The organism is Pseudomonas sp. TE3786 (genome assembly GCF_054057335.1).
Genome location: NZ_JBSRZF010000030.1, coordinates 1 through 17,753, shown reverse-complemented (window position 1 = coordinate 17,753; position 17,753 = coordinate 1). Strand labels below are relative to the sequence as shown.

14 protein-coding genes and 1 tRNA gene are annotated in these 17,753 nt (G+C 61.1%); 9 read left to right on the top strand and 6 right to left on the bottom strand.

Annotated elements, in window-relative coordinates:
• Window positions 1-56: 56 nt before the first annotated feature.
• Both ACVW0Y_RS22760 and ACVW0Y_RS22755 read right to left on the bottom strand, forming a co-directional pair.
• The gene (locus ACVW0Y_RS22760) at window positions 57-1,274 is read right to left on the bottom strand and encodes a methyl-accepting chemotaxis protein (protein WP_457441534.1); all 1,218 of its coding nucleotides are present in this window, start codon (window positions 1,272-1,274) and stop codon (window positions 57-59) included.
• Window positions 1,275-1,805: 531 nt separating this feature from the next.
• Complete coding sequence (locus ACVW0Y_RS22755; RefSeq protein WP_457441495.1) at window positions 1,806-2,831, bottom strand: AraC family transcriptional regulator; 1,026 nt, start codon at window positions 2,829-2,831, stop codon at window positions 1,806-1,808.
• Window positions 2,832-2,929: 98 nt separating this feature from the next.
• On the opposite strand from ACVW0Y_RS22755, the gene ACVW0Y_RS22750 reads away from it, so the two are divergent.
• Window positions 2,930-4,003, top strand: coding sequence for a fatty acid desaturase (locus tag ACVW0Y_RS22750; RefSeq protein WP_457441493.1), 1,074 nt, complete (start codon window positions 2,930-2,932; stop codon window positions 4,001-4,003).
• 68 nt (window positions 4,004-4,071) lie between these two features.
• The gene (locus ACVW0Y_RS22745; protein ID WP_457441491.1) at window positions 4,072-4,776 is read left to right on the top strand and encodes an NAD(P)H-dependent oxidoreductase; all 705 of its coding nucleotides are present in this window, start codon (window positions 4,072-4,074) and stop codon (window positions 4,774-4,776) included.
• Window positions 4,777-4,852: 76 nt separating this feature from the next.
• Here ACVW0Y_RS22745 and gabT read toward each other — a convergent pair whose 3' ends face one another.
• Both gabT and gabD read right to left on the bottom strand, forming a co-directional pair.
• Window positions 4,853-6,133 carry a 4-aminobutyrate--2-oxoglutarate transaminase gene (gabT, locus tag ACVW0Y_RS22740; RefSeq protein ID WP_457441489.1) on the bottom strand — a complete coding sequence of 427 codons (1,281 nt, stop codon included), beginning with the start codon at window positions 6,131-6,133 and terminating at the stop codon, window positions 4,853-4,855.
• Window positions 6,134-6,313: 180 nt separating this feature from the next.
• Entirely contained in the window at window positions 6,314-7,762 is a 1,449-nt protein-coding gene (gene gabD / locus ACVW0Y_RS22735) for an NADP-dependent succinate-semialdehyde dehydrogenase (RefSeq protein WP_457441487.1), read from the bottom strand.
• A gap of 375 nt (window positions 7,763-8,137) precedes the next feature.
• Between gabD and ACVW0Y_RS22730 the strand changes: the two genes are divergently transcribed.
• A tRNA-Arg gene (locus tag ACVW0Y_RS22730) sits at window positions 8,138-8,214 on the top strand.
• Between the two features lie 79 nt (window positions 8,215-8,293).
• Here ACVW0Y_RS22730 and ACVW0Y_RS22725 read toward each other — a convergent pair.
• Both ACVW0Y_RS22725 and ACVW0Y_RS22720 read right to left on the bottom strand, forming a co-directional pair.
• Entirely contained in the window at window positions 8,294-9,448 is a 1,155-nt protein-coding gene (locus tag ACVW0Y_RS22725) for a Fic family protein (protein WP_457441485.1), read from the bottom strand.
• 329 nt (window positions 9,449-9,777) lie between these two features.
• Window positions 9,778-10,380, bottom strand: a complete 603-nt coding sequence (locus ACVW0Y_RS22720) for a TetR/AcrR family transcriptional regulator (protein ID WP_457441483.1) — start codon at window positions 10,378-10,380, stop codon at window positions 9,778-9,780.
• A gap of 136 nt (window positions 10,381-10,516) precedes the next feature.
• Here ACVW0Y_RS22720 and ACVW0Y_RS22715 point away from each other — a divergent pair, with 136 nt between their 5' ends.
• From ACVW0Y_RS22715 to ACVW0Y_RS22690, 6 genes are all read left to right on the top strand, one after another.
• Complete coding sequence (locus ACVW0Y_RS22715; RefSeq protein WP_457441481.1) at window positions 10,517-11,752, top strand: serine hydrolase domain-containing protein; 1,236 nt, start codon at window positions 10,517-10,519, stop codon at window positions 11,750-11,752.
• A 19-nt stretch (window positions 11,753-11,771) separates the two neighbouring features.
• The gene (locus ACVW0Y_RS22710; protein WP_457441479.1) at window positions 11,772-12,875 is read left to right on the top strand and encodes a polyamine ABC transporter substrate-binding protein; all 1,104 of its coding nucleotides are present in this window, start codon (window positions 11,772-11,774) and stop codon (window positions 12,873-12,875) included.
• Window positions 12,868-13,329 carry a DUF3237 domain-containing protein gene (locus ACVW0Y_RS22705; RefSeq protein WP_457441478.1) on the top strand — a complete coding sequence of 154 codons (462 nt, stop codon included), beginning with the start codon at window positions 12,868-12,870 and terminating at the stop codon, window positions 13,327-13,329. Before ACVW0Y_RS22710 ends, ACVW0Y_RS22705 begins: the two co-directional genes overlap by 8 nt.
• A gap of 207 nt (window positions 13,330-13,536) precedes the next feature.
• Window positions 13,537-14,379, top strand: coding sequence for a TorF family putative porin (locus ACVW0Y_RS22700; protein ID WP_457441476.1), 843 nt, complete (start codon window positions 13,537-13,539; stop codon window positions 14,377-14,379).
• 66 nt (window positions 14,380-14,445) lie between these two features.
• The gene (locus tag ACVW0Y_RS22695) at window positions 14,446-16,317 is read left to right on the top strand and encodes a CocE/NonD family hydrolase (protein WP_457441474.1); all 1,872 of its coding nucleotides are present in this window, start codon (window positions 14,446-14,448) and stop codon (window positions 16,315-16,317) included.
• Between the two features lie 67 nt (window positions 16,318-16,384).
• The gene (locus ACVW0Y_RS22690) at window positions 16,385-16,990 is read left to right on the top strand and encodes a DUF3237 domain-containing protein (RefSeq protein ID WP_457441472.1); all 606 of its coding nucleotides are present in this window, start codon (window positions 16,385-16,387) and stop codon (window positions 16,988-16,990) included.
• The last annotated feature ends 763 nt before the right edge of the window (window positions 16,991-17,753 follow it).

The following is a 17,753-nucleotide window of genomic DNA, read 5'->3' as shown; positions in this document are numbered from 1 at the left end:
AAGATCAACAGCATCGCGGCTGAAGCCGCTCCTACGGGGCCGTGCTACCCACACCATTACGCCTCCGGCCGATACCCCAAGCGCAACCCACCCCAATGCCGCCCCTGCACCGTGATCGGCACCGACAGGTCATGCATCAGTTCGCCGGTATCGCGGCTGTAGGTTTGCAGCAACAACGCCTGCTGATGGCTGCCGCAACGGATGCCGGTGGGGTCGTTGAACAGGCGCTTGCTGCGACTCTTCAGGGTGTCCACGGCGCGGTCGCCAGTTGGCGCATGACTGAACGCGCGGTTATGGGTCGGCACGTAGCCTTCCGGGGTGCTGGCGATGGCGAACACCAGGCCCTCATGACGGGCCAGCAAGGGCTCCTGAATGGTCGGCAGCACCTGGTCGGCATAGGCGTCGAAACGGGTGCGGTATTTCGCCGGGTAGCTGTTGGCGATGGGTTGATAGCTGCGGTCGAACAAGTCGCTGAGGCTGACCCGTCCGGCCTGGATATCGGCGTCGAACTGCGCGCCGATGGCGGCCGCACCTTCGCGGGCGAGGTCGTAAATACGCTGGTGGTAATCGTCCAGACCGACCTCGGCCAACTGCTCGCTGACGCTCTCGGCCTGCCCCACCAGACGCTGCGCAGCAGTGGCCAGCTCGCGGGTCTGCGTCTCGCTGCCATGCACATCGCTGCGCAGTTGCTCCAGCGCCACGAACAACGCCGACAGTTGCTGGTGATTGCTCTCGGTACCACGGGTAATAAACGCCACCTGGCTTTCCACGTCACTGGCCAAGCCGGTAATGCCCTGCAGTTGCCCACCCATGGCCTCGACCTGGGCGGCCGCCTGGTCCAGCTCGCTGGCCTGCTGCTGGATATGACTGACCACCGCGCCGCTTTGCTGGCGGATATCGCTGACGATCTGCGCCACCTCTTCGGTGGCTTCAGCGGTACGCCCGGCTAGCTTGCGCACCTCGTCGGCGACCACGGCAAAACCACGCCCCTGATCGCCGGCGCGGGCGGCCTCGATGGCGGCGTTAAGGGCTAACAGATTGGTCTGGCTGGCAATGGCCTGGATCACTTGAGTGACCTGCTGGATCTGCTCGGTACGGCTGCTCAGGCCATCCATCAACTCACGGCTGTCGGCGGCCTGCACACTCAGCTGCTGCATCCGCGCGATGGCCTGCTGCAGCGCCTGCTGGCCCTCGTCACTGCGTTCGCGCACGGCATGGGCGGCGCTCAGGGCCTGTTCGGCCCGTTGCGCGCTGGCCTGTTCGGTGTCGGTCATCGCCTGGGCGCCGACGCTGACCTGCTCCACCACCTGCAACTGCGATTGCAGCTTGTCGGCCATCTGCTTCACGCCAAAGGCCACCTGGGCTGCCGACAAGGCGTTATGGCAGGTGCTGCGCGAGAGGTTCCGGCTGAGTTCGTTGAATGCCGGCTGCGGCTGGGCAGCTCGGCCAGGCTCTTCGGCCGGCAGCTTCCATGGCCCGAGCCAGGGCCACAGGGCCAGCAGCAGGTAGGCGGGAATGCTGAGGAACAGCGGTAACTGCATCCACTGGTACACCGCCATCAACACGGCCAGGCCAACGGCATGCAGCAGGCAGACCCAAGGGCGTCGGGAGTAGGCGGGGCGCATCGGCAAACCTCTTGTTTTTATGGTGCGGCGTGGCGCTGCCTGGACCTCGTAGGAGTGGCTTCAGCCGCGATGCTTTTAAGGTCAAGAGCATCGCGGCCAAAGCCGCTCCTACGGGACGAGTAAGCGTCACGGTCACGTATTCGAGCATGTCATCGGCCGCGCTGCCAGTGCGCTTTAGTCCTATGTGCCGGCACCTTTGGCCAGCAGGCTATCGCGGTACTGGCTGGGGGCTGTGCCGGTCCAGCGTTTGAATGCGCGGCTGAAACTGCTGCTGTCGGCAAAACCGAGCAGGTAGGCAATCTCGCTGATGGAGCAATGCGGGTCGCGCATATGCTGCAGGGCCAGGTTCTGGCGGGTTTCGCTAAGCAGGCTTTCGTAGCTGCAGCCCTCGTCCGCCAGGTGCCGCTGCAGGCTGCGCAGGCTCAGGTGCAGGCTGTTGGCGATGCGTTCGGCAGACGGCTCGCCGTTGGGCAATTGGTTTTCCAGGCAGGTGCAGACACGCCGCCGCCAAGTAACCGGGTGCAACTGTTCGAGGGTGCGCTTGAGCACGGTTTCGTTGTGCTCGGCCAGCTCCTGGTTACCGTCTTCGAGGGGGCTGTCGAAGGCCTCGCGGGGGAACTGCAGCAGGTCTTCCGTGGCAGCAAAGTGGATAGGCGCACGCAGCGCGTCGTGCCACGGGCTGGGGTCGGCGGGTTGCGGTCGGCGCAGGTACACGGCCAACGGCGCAAAGTCGCGGCCCAGGCGGTTGCGGCAGGTGCGCACGTAGATGGCGATAAAAGCATCCACCGCTTCCGGCGCTGGTGCCGGGCGGTCCAGCGGCACTTTCAGGCGAAACTCATAACGGTCCGGCAGGGCTTTCAGTTCCAGGCTCAGGGCATCGCTGACCACCTGGTGGTAACGCACGATACGTTCGAACACTTCACGCAGGCTGCTGCTGGCGACCAGGGCATAACCCAACGCATGAAAGCTGGTGGGGCTGACGTATTGCGAGGTTTTCAGACCCAGCGCCGGATCGCCGCTGGCCGCTACCGCCAGCCGCCACAGGCGGGTGGTGGCCGACAGCGGGTAGCGGGCGTTGGGATGTTCCATCAGGGCAGGATCGAGGCCGGCTTCCTGGCACAGCTGGGCGCTATTGAGGCCCAGTGCATCCAGCTGCTTGCGCAGGGCACGGGTCCAGCTGGCGAGGGAAGTGGGTTCGGCAGTCATGCAGATTGGCGCATCCGGTCAACAGGTTGGCGTTAGAGGTCAGGCCGGCGCGCGTCCAGGCCGGCACAGTAGCCTCACGTTAAATAGAGGATGTAAGCATGTCCCACTCTCCTGCAAGCCCCGTGAGCCAGAATGCGCAACAACGTGCTGCGCATATTCGCGAAGTGGTGATGGCGCATGGCGTTGAACTGCGCCAGCGTTTCCCGATTCTTAACCACCAGGACGCCCTCGGTGCCGGCATCCTCGCCTTTGCCCTGCTCGGCATGATCGGCAGCGCCGCGCTGTATATCGAAGGCTATATGGCCTGGTGGGCGTGCCTGCTGCTCAACGCGTTCTTTGCTTCGCTGACCCACGAGCTGGAGCATGACCTGATCCACTCGATGTACTTTCGCAAAAAGCGCGTGCCGCACAATCTGATGATGGCCCTGGTATGGCTGGCCCGCCCAAGCACCATCAACCCCTGGGTACGTCGCCACCTGCACCTGAACCACCACAAGGTGTCCGGCACCGAAACCGATATGGAAGAACGCGCCATCACCAACGGCGAGCCCTGGGGCATCGCGCGCCTGCTGATGGTGGGCGACAACATGATGTCCTCGTTTATCCGCTTCCTGCGCGCCAAGACCTGGACCCACAAGTGGACCATCGTCAGCCGCACCGTGAAGGTCTACTCGCCACTGGGCCTGATGAACTGGGGCACCTGGTATGTGTTCCTCGGTTTCCATCTCAGCACCTTCGTTAGCACCCTGCTGGGCGCGCCGATTGAATGGTCGGCGACCACGCTGGAAGTGATGCAGGTGGTGAACATTGCCGTGGTGGTGCTGGTTGGCCCTAACGTGCTGCGTACCTTCAGCCTGCACTTTGTCAGCTCCAACATGCACTACTACGGCGACATCGAGCCGGGCAACGTGATCCAGCAATGCCAGGTGCTCAACCCGGTGTGGCTGTGGCCGCTGCAGGCGTTCTGCTTCAACTTCGGCAGCAGCCATGCGATCCACCACTTCGTGGTCAAGGAACCCTTCTATATCCGCCAGCTCACCGTGCCCTTCGCCCACAAGGTGATGCGCGAAGCGGGTGTGCGCTTCAACGACTTCGGCACCTTCGCCCGGGCCAATCGCTGGACCCGCACCGAAGAAAAGAACGCGGCCACCCAGCAAACCCAAACGGCCTGATCGCTTTAATCCGTACTTCATAGCGGCGCTTCGGCGCCGTTTTTTCGTCTCCGTTACAAGGCTTATCCATGAACGTTTTTATCGTCCACGCGCACCCCGAGCCGCAATCGTTCTGCACCGCCATGAAAGACCTGGCCGTCACCACCTTCGAGGCCGCCGGCCATAACGTGCAGGTGTCCGACTTGTACGCCATGAACTGGAACCCGATCGCCAGCGCCGCAGACTTCGGCGTTCGCAGCAACCCGGACTACCTGGTTTACGCCCTGGAACAACGCCACGCCCATGGCCAAGGCGCCTTGGCCGCCGACATCAGCGCCGAGCTGGAAAAGCTGCTGGCGGCCGATTTGGTGATCTTCAACTTCCCGATTTTCTGGTGTTCGGTGCCGGCCATTCTCAAGGGCTGGATCGACCGCGTGCTGGTGTCCGGCGTGTGCTACGGCGGTCTGCGCTTCTATGACAAAGGCGGGCTGGCCGGCAAGAAAGCCATGCTCAGCTTCACCCTCGGCGCGCAGCCGCATATGTTTGCCGATGAGGCGGCGATTCACGGGGAGCTGAACTTGATGTTGCGCCACCTGCAGCGCGGTACGTTGGCGTATGCCGGGCTTAGCGTGCTGCCGCCGTTTGCGGCGTATCACGTGCCCTATATCGACAACGAAGCACGCACCGCCATGCTCGCCGATTACCGCGAGCAGTTGGTGCGTGTGGAGGACGTGGAGCCGCTGCGCTTTCCGAAAATGGCGGCGTTTGATCGGCAGTTGAATCCACTGGGATAACGCGAGTCCATCGGCTGCGCATCCGGCAAAAAAAGACCCGCCGAAGCGGGTCTCAAACTTGCCGAGCTGGTGAGCCCTAGGCGAGTTCGTCGAAGCACTCGGCGACAATGGCCAGGCCTTTGTCCAGTTGAGCTTCAGGAATGGTGACCGGCATCAGGAAGCGGATGACGTTGTAGTAGGTGCCGCAAGACAGCAGGATCAGGCCCTTCTCGCGAGCGCGAGCGACGATCTTGCCAACCAGCTCAGCGGCCGGCTTGTGGGTGTCGCCGCCTTCGAACAGCTCGATGGCGATCATCGAACCCAGGCCACGCACGTCACCAATCACCTTGTGCTTGGCTTGGATGTCGCGCAGACCGGCCTTCAGGCGTTCGCCCAGGGCTTGCGAGCGCTCCAACAGTTTTTCTTCGTCGAACACTTTCAGCACGGCCAGGGCCGCGGCGCAGGCAATCGGGCTACCGGCGTAGGTGCCGCCGAGACCGCCCGGGGCGATGGCGTCCATGATTTCGGCTTTACCGCTGACACCGGAAATCGGGAAACCACCGCCAACCGATTTGGCGAAGGTGGTCAGGTCCGGGATCACACCCAGTTGCTCGGTGGCGAAAAAGGTGCCGGTACGGCCAGCGCCGGTTTGCACTTCGTCGGCGATCAGCAGAATGCCGTGTTGGTCGCACAGGGCGCGCAGACGCTGCATAAAGGCTTTGGAGTTGGTGTAGAAACCACCTTCGCCCTGCACCGGCTCGATGATGATGGCGGCGATATCGGACGGCTGGGCATCGTTCTTGAAGATACGTTCGATGCTGGCGATGGACTCGTCTTCGCTGACACCGTGCAGCTCGCACGGCGACTGGGCGCGGTACACACCGGCAGGCATCAGGCCCATGCCAGCGGAGTACGGCACCACTTTGCCGGTCAGGCTCAGGGTCATCATGGTGCGGCCGTGGTAAGCGCCGGTGAAGGCGATCACGCCGACACGGCCAGTGGCAGCGCGGGCGATCTTCACGGCGTTTTCTACGGCTTCGGAACCGGAGGTGACCAGCAGGGTTTTCTTGGCGAAGTCGCCCGGTACGCGTTTGGCGATCTCTTCGCACAGTTCCACGTAAGGCTCATAGGCCAGCACCTGGAAGCAGGTGTGCGACAGCTTGGTCAGCTGCTCTTGCACCGCTGCTACCACTTTCGGGTGCAGGTGGCCGGTGTTGAGCACAGCGATACCGCCGGCGAAGTCGATAAATTCCCGACCTTCCACGTCCCACACGGTGGCGTTCTCGGCGCGCTCGGCGAAAATCGGGTGAATCTGGCCCACACCGCGCGGTACGGCGGCCATGCGGCGTTGCATCAGGGATTCGTTAGTCTTGCTCATGGTGCGGTCCTCATTCGCCGCTGATCGGGCGGCGCAGTGGGATAAACGCAACCGGGAGGGGCGCGCGCAGCATTCGATGATCGACTGCCGCGCCTGCCGATTGCTCAGGTTCTTTTATTGCGGTGTTGCGCCCGGGTGGGCCGGCTCTTTGGTTCCACCCCGGGGTACTACAAAGCTGCATTAGACGCCCAAGCACAAATACTTGATTTCGAGGTAATCCTCGATGCCGTACTTGGAACCTTCGCGACCAAGACCAGAAGCCTTGATACCACCAAACGGCGCGACTTCGTTGGAGATCAGACCGGTGTTGATACCCACCATGCCGTACTCCAGCGCTTCGGCTACACGGAACACACGACCCAGGTCGCGGGCATAGAAATACGAGGCCAGACCGAACTCGGTGTCGTTCGCCTGGGCGATCACATCGGCTTCGTCTTTGAAGCGGAACAGCGGTGCCAGCGGGCCGAAGGTTTCTTCTTTGGCCACAGCGGCGTTTTTCGGTACGTCGACCAGAATGGTCGGCTCGAAGAAGCTGCCGCCCAGGCTGTGGGCCTTGCCGCCGAAGACGATTTTCGCGCCTTTGCTCAGGGCGTCGGCAATGTGCTCTTCAACCTTGGCTACGGCCTTGTTGTCGATCAGCGGGCCGGTGGTGGTGCCGTCTTCAAGACCGTTGCCGATTTTGAGCTTGGCCACGGCCACTTTCAGTTTTTCCACGAACGCGTCGTACACGCTGTCTTGAATGTACAGACGGTTGGCGCAGACGCAGGTCTGGCCGTTGTTGCGGTATTTGGAGATCAGCGCGCCTTCTACGGCGGCGTCCAGATCAGCATCGTCGAACACGATAAACGGCGCGTTGCCGCCCAGTTCCAGCGACACTTTCTTGATGTCGTGGGCGCATTCAGCCATCAGCTGACGACCGATTTCGGTCGAGCCGGTGAACGACAGTTTGCGCACGATAGGGTTGCTGGTCAGCTCACTGCCGATGTCGCCCGCACTACCGGTCACCACGCTGAACACGCCTTTCGGAATGCCGGCGCGCTCGGCCAGTACGGCGAGGGCCAAAGCGGAGTACGGCGTTTGGCTGGCAGGCTTGAGCACCATGGTGCAACCAGCGGCCAGGGCCGGGCCGGCTTTACGGGTGATCATCGCCGCCGGGAAGTTCCACGGCGTGATGGCCGCGGTGACGCCGATAGGCTGCTTGAGCACGATCAGGCGTTTGTCCGGCTGGTGGCCTGGAATTACGTCGCCATATACGCGCTTGGCTTCTTCAGCGAACCACTCCAGAAAGGAAGCGGCATAAGCGATTTCGCCCTTGGCTTCAGCCAATGGCTTGCCCTGCTCGAGGGTCATCAGGCGACCGAGGTCGTCCTGGTTTTCGATCATCAACTCAAACCAGCGACGCAGCTTGTTGGCGCGCTCTTTGGCAGTCAGCGAACGCCAGGCCGGCAGGGCCTTGTCGGCAGCTTCGATGGCACGCTTGGTTTCGGCAGCGCCCATTTTCGGCACGGTGCCGAGGATTTCGTTGGTGGCCGGGTTGTTGACCTTGATGGTCTGGCCGCTGTCCGCGTCTACCCAAGCGCCGTCGATAAAGGCTTGCTGGCGAAACAATTGAGCGTCTTTGAGTTGCATAGCCGTCTCCTTAAGCCCGCCGCCATAGCGGCAGACAAAATTGTTGTAAGCCGCCGCAGCGGTTAAAGGCTGCAGCGAAGAATAGTGGATGACACGTAGAACGGATTGAGCGCTGATGACGGGCTTTTGGAACAGCAGCGGATCGCTTGGTTCGGTCTGCGGCTGTGAGCGTCGAGGGCGTTTGAAATCTCAAACGAATCCTAGGGAGGTAACCACTAAAGGGCAATAGCCTGTTCGAAAAAATGTACGAAAACCCACGAAAGTTGCTGCTTTTCTGATCAGTCACCGTGGGGATTAGTACTTTCGTTTGATAAAGCGAACAAAACGCCCCGCAATGGACGCCCGCGAGCGACATGCGTATCATGGCGCCGCGCTGCACCAGTAGCTCAGCTGGATAGAGTACTGCCCTCCGAAGGCAGGGGTCGTGGGTTCGAATCCCGCCTGGTGCACCATATAAATGAGAAAGCCCCGGGTGAATGCCCGGGGCTTTTTTCGTTTCTGGCGCACAAGCAGCGCTCAACTTGCCATTTCCTATGGCTTATCCAACGGCTCCGGAATGAAACCTTGATCACGGAGCGCTTTGATCACGCCGCGAATCAGGAAATTGTTGGAAAAGCCGATGGTGTATTGCCGGGCACCCGCCGTGATGGGCAGGAGCATGCCCTGGTCCACCAGTTTGCGGATCTGGTAGGTGCGCTGCCCGGCTGTCAGAGCCGGCAAAACGGCAGCGATATCGCCGGACTTCACCACCTTCGCGTCGATAGCCGCCCCTAACACCAATCGCTCTGCATCCGTGATCCACTCCCGCTCTCTGGCCATGGTGACGGCCGGGCCGAGAATGTGCTTGGTCAGGTAGCTGTAGTGAGTCAACCTGTCGACCTTTTCCAGCTCTACTCGAATGCCATCGAGCACGTAGGTGCACCACGTCTCCAATCCAGCGTGTGTACCTAGGTCGGCCGTCGCCAGCATGGCGTAGTAACGCTCGCGGTCATTGCAAAAAATTGCCGTCGGGTTGAGCACCCGGCCACCCGTGCTGACATTAAAACCGTACTTGATCATCAGCGCATAAGTGAGCAGCCGCACAACGCGACCGTTGCCATTGCTGAACGGGTGGATCCAGCCGAAGCGATGGTGCGCAAGCGCGACCTTCATCAGGTCGTATTTGGGCGGATCCTTTTTATTCACAAAGGCAACCAGCTCCTCCATATAGCCGGGAACCATCACGGCTTCTGGTGGCAGATGGTCCGATTGGGCGATATGCACCCCAGCAGTCCGATAGGCACCTGGCGTTCGATCACCCTCTCGCTCCAGCCCTTGCACAGCCATGCTGTGCAGTTCCCGAATGGTTCGCTCGGTCAGTGGTTCGCCAGGGGCCATGACGGTTTCGACGAAATCCATGGCTTTTTCAATGTTGGCGACCTCGCGCAGTTGATCAGTTGCCTCGGCTTCGCCTTCAACCTTGCTATCGATGTAATCGGCCAATGTGGTGTGGTTGCCCTCGATTCGGGCAGAACCGAGACTTTCCAAGGCATGAAATAGCGACTTCAACTGGAAGAAAACCGAAGGCGGCGTATCACCTTCAAGACGCAATCGACGAAGTTGCTCAAGCTCCATCAACACATCAGCCAGCTCTGAATCGAAAGACGGATTCAGCAGCTCAAGCTGGTGATGATAAAACTCAGCCATCGGTAAATATCTCGAAAGGTCCTGGATATTATCTTAAAAAAAACAGCGCCAACCCTTGAAATATAAGGCATACAGCAAAGCGCAGGAAAGTGAACATCTTAAAAGCACAGTTAAGCTAAGTTAAAAGAGCCAAATGGGGAAGTGGAAATATCGGGGCTACCCTCCTCCCTCGCCTTGCTCTGCACTACCCCCAATCGCAAAAAAGCCGCCCACACCCCTCAACCACAACGCTCACACATCATGGCCAACAGGCTGGGGCGGCAAAAAAACGCCTCTCGCGTGGCGTTCTACCGGCGGCTTGCGCGGGGAGCGCAAGCCGCAAGAGTCGGTCAGGGCTTCAGCCCGTCGAACAGGGTCTGGGTCAACTGGCGGATGCGTTGGGCGTGGGCGTCGAAGTCGGGCACATCGTCTTGCACCAGGCGCATGAACAGCATGGAGCTGTAGTCGTTGAGGAAGTAGGCGACGAAGTCGACGTCCACTGTGGTGCTGAGCATTTTGCGTTCTTGCAGTTCGCGCAGCAGGTTGGCGATTTCGCTTACCAGGCCGGCGTTGAGGGTGGACACCTGCTCCGGCGGCGCGGTGATCATGCTCAGCGGCAGCAGCTCACGCCAGATGGCCGGCGGCAGCACCTTCAGTTCGTGGCGCACGATCAGCGATTCGAGGTGGCACATGGCGTCCACGGCGTTATCGAACTCGGGGATCTGCGAGCGTGCGTCGAGGATGGCTTGCTTGTCGGCATGCTCCACCAGGGCCAGGAGAATCTCCTGCTTGTTGCCGAAGTAGTTGAACACTGTCGGCGTCGACACCCCGGCCTGCACCGCAATCTGCTCCACCGTGGTGGCAGCAAAGCCGTGGGTTTCAAATAGCCCCAGGGCCGCCGTGACGATCGCTTCCCTGCGCGCCTCTTTTTGTCGCTGCCGTAAACCACTCACGCCACGCCCTCCCAGGCCATCCTGATAAGTGGCTGATTCTAGGTAAATTTAGACTGCGGTCAATCTTTTTAGTTGACTATAAGTTTTTATATGAATAAAACATGTCATCGCCAACGACGAGACGTGCCCCCACATCATGACTAATAGCGAGTTCGCCCAGGCCCTTATGGGTGCTTATGAAGCCGGTGCCGAGCCCACCCCGCCTTTGATGCAGGGCTTTCCGCCTGCCGCCGAGCACCGGGTCACCTGGCATAACTTCATGAGCCCGCCGCACAACCGCTGGGCCTTTCATAACCTGGGGCGCATTCGCCCGAGCATCAGCGTGGAGCGCGGCAACACGCCCGCCGTGCCGCTGGCCCTTGCCGCCAAACGCCTGAACGACTTCAGCTTTGAAAGCGCCGCCGGCCTCACCGTGACCTTGCAGCAGCACCTGGCGGCCAGCTACACCGATGGCTGGCTGGTGATGAAAAACGGCGCGGTGCTGCAGGAGGACTACTTCAACGGCCACCAGGCGCACAAGCGCCACATCATGTTCTCGGTGACCAAGTCGCTGATCGGCGTACTGGCGCAAGCCATGGTCGGCAGCGGCCAGCTGCAGGAGCAGGCGCTGGCCAGCGACTATGTGCCGGAGCTCGCCGGTAGCGCGTTTGGTGATGCCACCGTGCGCCAGTTGCTGGATATGGCCGTAGCCATCGATTACGACGAGGTCTATGACGACCCGCTCTCCGGTAGCTCGCAGTTCGGCTACGCCTGCGGCCTGACCGTGCCGCCCGCCGGCGTCGCTGCCAGCCAGTCCTTGTACGAATACCTGCCCGCCACCCGCAAAAAAGGCGAACACGGCGGCTTTTTCCATTACGTGACCGCCACCACCGAAGCCCTGGCCTGGGTGATGGAGCGCGCCAGCGGCCGCAGCTGTGCGGAACAATTGCACGACGTGTGGCAAGGGCTGGGCTGCGAGCGTGATGGGTTTTTCGTTGCCGACCCCTGGGGCCGCAATGTCGCCGGCGCCGGCTTTAACGCCACGCTGCGGGACATGGCGCGCTTTGGCTCGTTGCTACTGGCCAGTGGCGAAGCGAACGGTCAGCAGTTGATTCCCGCAGCGGCCATTCAGGCCGTGCTGCAAGGTGGCGACCCGGCCATCTACGCCGCCAACGAAACCTTCGCCCTGTGGAGCCCCGGCGCCACCTATAAAAGCCAGTGGTATGTGTACCCCAACGAAGCGCTGCTGGCGGTGGGCATTCATGGGCAGATTCTGTATATCGATTTCGCCCGGCAGGTGGTCATCGTCAAACAGTCCTCGCTACCGATTGCCGAGAGCGTGCTGGATATCGACACCCTGCGCCTGATCCGTTCCCTGGCCTGCGCCCTGTGAGCCACCTTTAGGAGTTGACATGACACACGTGCTGAAACACTGCCTGCTGGGGTTGCTCATCGGTGGCGCCAGCCTGGCCGCCCAGGCCGAGCCAATCGGCGGCGAGCTGCGCATTTACAACTGGATCGAATACCTGCCCAAGGACGTGCTGGAGGATTTCAAAGCGCAGACTGGCATCAGCCTGGTGTACGACGTCTTCGACAGCCCGCAAACCCTGGAAGCGAAACTGCTCACCGGCTCGGCCGGCTATGACGTGGCCTTTCCCAGCAGCAGCCAGGTGCCCAACCTGATCAACGCCAAAGCGTTGCAACCGCTGGACCGCAGCCAACTGCCGCACTTCAATCAGCTGGACCCGGCGTTCATGGCCGCCCGCCAACAACTCGACCCCGGCAACCGCTACGCCGTGCCGTACCTGTGGGGCAGCACGCTCATTGGCTACAACAAGGCCAAGGTGGAAGCAGTGTTGGGCAAAGACGTGGACATGCGCGACTACGACCTGCTGTTCAAACCCGAGAACATCGCCAAGCTTAGCCAGTGCGGCGTGGCCATTCTCGACAGCCCCGATGAAGTGGTGCCTATCGCCCTGCACTACCTGGGCCTGAACCCCAGCAGCGACAAACCAGAGGACTACGCCAAAGCCGAAGCCTTGATCAAATCCATTCGCCCGTACGTGCGCTATTTCAACTCGGCCAAGTACCCGCAAGACCTGGCCAATGGCGATATCTGCGTGGCCCTGGGCTGGTCGGGCGGCATGCTGGCGGCGCACAACATGGCGCTGGCTGCCAACAACGGCATCGACATTCGCATGGCCTTGCCGCGTCAGGGCACGCTGCAGTGGTCGGACGATATGGTCATCCCCAGGGGCGCGAAAAACATCAAACAGGCCCACGCCTTTATCGACTACCTGCTGCAGCCAGAGGTGATCGCCCGCATCACCAACCAGATCGGCTACCCCAACCCCAACCCGGCCAGCACGCCACTGATCAACCCCGAACTGCTCGGCGAGAAAAACCTGTTTGTGCCCGAGGCCGATCGCCATCTGCTGTTCCAGATCGAGCCACCGAAAATGGCCGCACAACGTCTGCTCACACGCCTTTGGAACCGGATCCGTTCCGATGCCTGAGCCAACGCTGCAACTGGCCATGTACCTAAGCGTACAGATCGGCCCCGGCATCAGCCGCGGCCGCACTGAGCTGGGTGAGCGTATCGATTACCCGATTCTCGGTGGCCGTTTCGCCGGCCCGGGCCTGGAGGGCGTTGTCCCCGGCGGCGGCGCGGATTACTACCTGGAACTCGACGACGGCACCGGCGTGCTGGACGCCAACTACCAACTGCACTGTGACGACGGTGCGGTGATTGGCGTGCGCAACCGAGGGCTGTTGAGGCTGACTGAAAAAGGTCAACGTCTGGCACAGAGCCAGTGGCCTATACCAGAGCACGAATACCGCTGCCGCTGCACACCGCAGTTCACCACCGACAGCCCGCGCTACCAGTGGCTGACACAGCACCTGTTCTTGGGGGTCATCACCTATCCCGCCGAGCACGGGGTATGGATCGAGTGCTACCGAGTCGACTAACCCAGCAAGGAGAACCACGCACAACCAGAATCGTTCTAGCCAACCACCTCACCAGCACCTGACAACACCAAGCCTCAGCCACTTTTCGGTTCGCCTGCGCACGAGCCAGGGCCTTGTCATGCCCGCAAAAGTGAGCAGGCAAATAACAAGAAAAAGCAGATCGACCTCTTCTCTGCCAAATAAATCAGAACAAAGGAGCAGAAGTACATGAACAAGATTGCAACCCGGGGGTTGGCCGGCAGCCTGCTCGCCCTCTCCCTCTGTGCTCAGGCCGTCGACTTGACCCCGGAGACCATGCTGGACATAAACCTTGGTATCGCCAGCGACTGGCGCGTGGGAGGTCTCTCACTGAACATGGGCGGCGCCCCCGTCTACCAAGGCAACGCTACCCTGGTGCACAAGCTGAGCGGCCTGTACTTAGGCGCCTACGGTGTATCCGTCGACATGGACACCGAGGCCAACCGCGAGATGGGCTACTACGTCGGCATTGGTCGGCCGATCACCGAGGACACCCGTTACTCGCTGACCTACATCCGCTACGAATACCCCGGCGACAGCTGGATCAACTTCGACGAGCTCATCGGCACCCTCAGCTACCGCCAGGCCACCGTCGGCGTGAAGTACGCCTGGGACCTGCAGACACCCAAACCGATCGACGATGCCAACAAGGACATTGCTGCTGCACACGCGGCCCAGGCAGCCGGCCAGATCCCGCCATGGGTACAACTGCCAGGCCTCATTCCCGAGCGTGACCCGCACCGCACCATCGGCTGGGCTGAGTACGACTTCTACCTGCCCTATGCCACCAAACTGAACGTGCGCTACGGCCACACCTGGACGCCTGACGAAAACGCCTGGCGCTCGGGCAGTGGCAACACCCGTAGTGGCTACAGCGACTGGGGCGTATCCCTGACCAAGCGCATGTGGGACCTGGAGTGGAAGGCCGCCTACATCGACACCGACCTGTCCAAGGCCGAGTGCCAGAACAACTTCGGCAAGGGCGGCGACTGCCAGGCCACCGTCGTGTTCTCGGCGATGAAGAATTTCTGACTCGTAGCGGCAGACATTTCTGCCGTCCAGACCTAGAGAATACCTAGCCAATACTGAGGTTCAGTTATGCAGATCCCCCCTATCAAGCGTGCCCTTGGCCTATGCGCCCTCTGCGCCGCGTTGCTGATGGCCGGCTGTAACACCCAACCACCGATGGAAGGTCCGCCGCCTGCCGATCGCAGCTTCCAGGCCTTCTGGAGCAAGCGCGTTACCGGCTATATCACCGCAGCCGATGGCACCGAGTTGCGCTACTCGGTACTGCTGCCCAAGGGCGAAGGCAAATTCCCCGTCTTGATCCGCTACAGCGGCTACGACTCCGGCAGCATCGGCGGCTCGGCCTACCTGGCCGACAACGAGACCTTCTCGGTCGCGATGGACAAGGACCTGGTCGAGCGCGGCTACGCCGTGATGGGCGTACAGGCCCGTGGCACCGGCTGCTCACAGGGCACCTTCGACTTCCTCGGGCCACAGTACGGCACCGACGGTCGCAGTGCCGTGGAGTTTGCGGCGCAGCAGAGTTGGTCCAACGGTAGTGTCGGCATGTTCGGCTGGTCCTGGGCCGGCATGTCGCAGCTGATGACCGCCACCGAACGACCCAAAGGGCTCAAGGCCATTGCTCCAGGCATGATCCTCGGTGACCCGCGTAGCGACAGCTGGGCCCCGGGTGGCGTGCCCAACCAGGAGTTCACCACGACCTGGCACTGGTTCGTCGACATGCGCTGGGACGCGGTCAAGGCCAGCGCCGAAACAGAGAAGGACAAACGCTGCCTGGCCCAGGTCGAAGCGAACAAGGCGAAAGTGGTCAGCTCCTCGCTGATGTACAACCTGATTCGCCACCCGCTGCGCGATGAGTGGACCAAGCAACGCGAGCCGCGCAATCGTGCCAACGAGGTGCAGGTGCCGGTGCTGTCCATGCAGAGCTGGCAGGACGAAGCGGTACTGGCCCGCGAAGGCTACTACCAGGAACGTCTTGACCCGAAACTGTTGTGGATGGTGCAGTCCAGTGGCGGCCACAACCTCTACGAATCGGAGCACTTCCGCAAGGAGAAGCTGTATCCCTTCCTCGACCATTTCGTGAAAGGTGAGCAGAACGGTTTCGAGAGCACCAAGCGTCTGGAAATTTGGCAAGAGACGGTGGCTGATGTCCGCGAAGGTCGCCATCAACCGAACGAGACGGCGAACCCTGGCTGGACCATCGAGCGCGACCACTACCCGCTTGCGGTCAAGCCGGTGAGCTTCGCCTTGAGCAAAGACGGCGAGCTGATCGAGGGCGGCCAGGGCAGCGGCAAGCCGGACGCCTACCTCTACCCGATCCCCGGCCCGGACGTGAACACCTACCTCAAGGACAACGCCTGGGGCTGGCAGCATCCGCTGTGGAAACAGGGCAGCCTGGCCTACACCAGCGCACCGTTTGAGCGTGACTTGCTCAGCTACGGCACCGCCAGCGCAGATATCTGGCTGTCCACCTTCCTGGCGCCTGATACGGACGTGCAGGTGACCATCACCGAGGTGCGCCCGGACGACAAGGAAGTATTCGTCCAACGTGGCTGGCTGCGCATGTCCAATCGCAAGCTGGACGAGAGCAAGTCCACCGAACTGCGCCCTTGGCTGGTCGACGAGCCGGATGCCATCCAGCCGATGCTGCCGAACGTACCAGCCCTGGGCCGCGTGGAAATTCCACCGTTCTCCCACCCGTTCCGCAAGGGCTCCAAGCTGCGCATCTGGATTGACGCGCCTTCGCGCACCGGTGGCTACGGTTTCGCCTACTACTCGTTGCAGAGCCGCAACAGTGTGTACCACGACGCGCAGCACCCCTCGCGCCTGGTACTGGGCGAGCTGACCGGTGTAACCGTGCCGCAAGCGCTGCCAGCCTGCGACACGCTGCTCAAGCAGCCCTGTCGCCACAACCCGCTGTCGGCCTTCAGCCGCCCGCTCTGATGCGTTAACACAACGCCACCCCCGCCTGGCGCGGGGTGGCTTCCCATCGAGATTCGAGACTGCACGAATGAATGTACTAAACACCCAACGCAACACCCTGCGCCTGTTCGGCGCTCTCTGCCTGGCCATGGCTACAGCCTGGTTGCCGCCAGCCCAGGCCAACGAGCTGAAGGAGAAGATCCCCAACCGCCTGACCAACGACCTGGTGCTGCAAATCAACGTGCAACTCGGCCCACGGGAAGAAATGGGCAAAGGCCCGGACGGCCTGCGTCTGAACTACCCGATTGCCGGCGGCACCTTCATCGGCAAAGACATCGACGGTAAGGAAATGAAAGGCACCGTGGTGCCCGGCGGTGCGGACATGTCAGTGATGCGCGAAGACGGTGTTACCCGCATCAACGCCCTGTACCGGCTGAAAACGGATGACGGTGAAATCATCATCATCGACAACGCCGGCATCTGGCGCATGAATGAGTCGGGGCTGGCCAAGAAAGCCAAAGGCCTGGAACTCAAAGACATGAAAGAAACCGACTTCTACTGCCGCACTGTGCCGGCCTTCAAAACCCAGCCGGGCAAGCATGCGTGGATGAACGACTATATCTTTGTCGGCACCATTGATGGTGTTAGCGAGCATGAAGTGTTGATCAGCGTTTACCGCATGGGCGGGGCTTAACTTTGCACCGGGCTCACTGATACCGGGTTTGCCCTTCTGCTCTAAAAGCATCGCGGCTGAAGCCGCTCCCACAAGGACCGAGAGGTTTGTGGGAGCGGTTTCAGCCGCTTTTTTTTGCCTCTTTCTGCGCCAACCCCCCCGTCATTCCAGCGCAGGCTGGAATCCAGAGTCTTTCAGGAGTGCACCGTTCGTTCCGCAATTCTGGATTCCTGCCTACGCAGGAATGACGGGGTTTTGAGGGCAAAGGATGTTTACGCGGCCTCTGTGCGTTTCAGCAACCCCCTAAAAGCGAACGTGCTCCTGTGCCAAAACCACCGTCATTCCAGCGAAGGCTGGAATCCAGAATCTTTCAGGCGTGCACCGTTCGTTCCGCAATTCTGGATTCCTGCCTACGCAGGAATGACGGGGTTTTTGAGTGCGAAGGAGGTTTACGCGGCCTCTGTGCGTTTCAGCAACCCGCTAAAAGCGAACGTGCTCCTGTGCCAAAACCACCGTCATTCCAGCGCAGGCTGGAACCCAGAATCTTTCAGGAGTGCACCGTTCGTTCTGCAATTCTGGATTCCTGCCTACGCAGGAATGACGGGGGGTTTGAAGGCAAAGGATGTTTACCTGGCCTTCGTGCGTTTCAGCTAACCCCTAAAAACATCCCTGCTCCCGTGCCAGAACCACCGTCATTCCAGCGAAGGCTGGAATCCAGAATCTTTCAGGAGTGCACCGTTCGTTCTGCAATTCTGGATTCCTGCCTACGCAGGAATGACGGGGT

Coding starts and splice junctions, on each gene's coding strand:
- ACVW0Y_RS22760 (WP_457441534.1), bottom strand. CDS start 1,274: ATGACCGACACCGAACAGGCCAGCGCGCAACGGGCCGAACAGGCCCTG.
- ACVW0Y_RS22755 (WP_457441495.1), bottom strand. CDS start 2,831: ATGACTGCCGAACCCACTTCCCTCGCCAGCTGGACCCGTGCCCTGCGC.
- ACVW0Y_RS22750 (WP_457441493.1), top strand. CDS start 2,930: ATGTCCCACTCTCCTGCAAGCCCCGTGAGCCAGAATGCGCAACAACGT.
- ACVW0Y_RS22745 (WP_457441491.1), top strand. CDS start 4,072: ATGAACGTTTTTATCGTCCACGCGCACCCCGAGCCGCAATCGTTCTGC.
- gabT (WP_457441489.1), bottom strand. CDS start 6,133: ATGAGCAAGACTAACGAATCCCTGATGCAACGCCGCATGGCCGCCGTA.
- gabD (WP_457441487.1), bottom strand. CDS start 7,762: ATGCAACTCAAAGACGCTCAATTGTTTCGCCAGCAAGCCTTTATCGAC.
- ACVW0Y_RS22725 (WP_457441485.1), bottom strand. CDS start 9,448: ATGGCTGAGTTTTATCATCACCAGCTTGAGCTGCTGAATCCGTCTTTC.
- ACVW0Y_RS22715 (WP_457441481.1), top strand. CDS start 10,517: ATGACTAATAGCGAGTTCGCCCAGGCCCTTATGGGTGCTTATGAAGCC.
- ACVW0Y_RS22710 (WP_457441479.1), top strand. CDS start 11,772: ATGACACACGTGCTGAAACACTGCCTGCTGGGGTTGCTCATCGGTGGC.
- ACVW0Y_RS22705 (WP_457441478.1), top strand. CDS start 12,868: ATGCCTGAGCCAACGCTGCAACTGGCCATGTACCTAAGCGTACAGATC.
- ACVW0Y_RS22700 (WP_457441476.1), top strand. CDS start 13,537: ATGAACAAGATTGCAACCCGGGGGTTGGCCGGCAGCCTGCTCGCCCTC.
- ACVW0Y_RS22695 (WP_457441474.1), top strand. CDS start 14,446: ATGCAGATCCCCCCTATCAAGCGTGCCCTTGGCCTATGCGCCCTCTGC.
- ACVW0Y_RS22690 (WP_457441472.1), top strand. CDS start 16,385: ATGAATGTACTAAACACCCAACGCAACACCCTGCGCCTGTTCGGCGCT.